This window comes from Pauljensenia sp. UMB6358, assembly GCF_030216865.1.
GTDB classification, from domain to species: Bacteria; Actinomycetota; Actinomycetes; order Actinomycetales; family Actinomycetaceae; genus Pauljensenia; species Pauljensenia turicensis_A.
Genome location: NZ_JASOMS010000028.1, coordinates 1 through 640, shown reverse-complemented (window position 1 = coordinate 640; position 640 = coordinate 1). Strand labels below are relative to the sequence as shown.

General features: G+C 57.0%; 2 protein-coding genes. Both read right to left on the bottom strand.

Annotation, left to right across the window (positions count from 1 at the left end):
• On the bottom strand, window positions 1-312 hold a 312-nt coding region (locus QP381_RS08470; protein ID WP_285068480.1), incomplete at its 3' end, for a hypothetical protein.
• 36 nt (window positions 313-348) lie between these two features.
• On the bottom strand, window positions 349-640 hold a 292-nt coding region (locus QP381_RS08465; protein WP_285068478.1), incomplete at its 5' end, for a hypothetical protein.

Below are 640 nucleotides of genomic sequence, written 5' to 3'. Positions count from 1 at the left end.
TTGTAACCTGCCTGGCCTGCCAATAATGAGTTTTTCGTCCTCGTCAGAGTCCCACCGGAGGAGGGCAGTCTCGCCGCTTTTACGGGCGGCAGTCCAAGCCCCTTGTAACCTGTCTAACTGTCCCCTCGGAGTGATCCCCTCGTGCTCGAATAGGATTAGGCCCCATTCCCACACGCCCGGCTTTAACAGGTCCTTTTGTAGGTGGTAGCCGCGCCCATCTCCCCGTAGCTGGCGTTTAGTCTCACGCTCAATGCCAGCTGGTTTTGTAGACGCGATCTTCGCCCCCGTCCCGGCCCCGAACGTGTATTCCACGCCCGGAGCCGACAGAGTAAACCTAGAATCCCACACTTAGATGCTCCTAACTATCTGGTTAGACGCGAGCGTATTCCCCTTCAAATACCACATGAGAGCGCGCCCGAACTCGTCCGTTTCGTCCTGGTTGGGAAGCCTGTCCGAGTTCAGTTTGATATCCATGTGGAATATTTGGGTTACCCCGCCTGGGTTCTCATATGGGCCGCCGGGGCCGCGCCCGTCCGCGAACTTTTTAGGTTTAGCGACCAGGTTGTAGCCGAACATGTCCGCAGTTTCCGCAAGGATTTGGGTGGAGCGTTTCCGCTTTGACCTGGCCAAGGGGATGTAG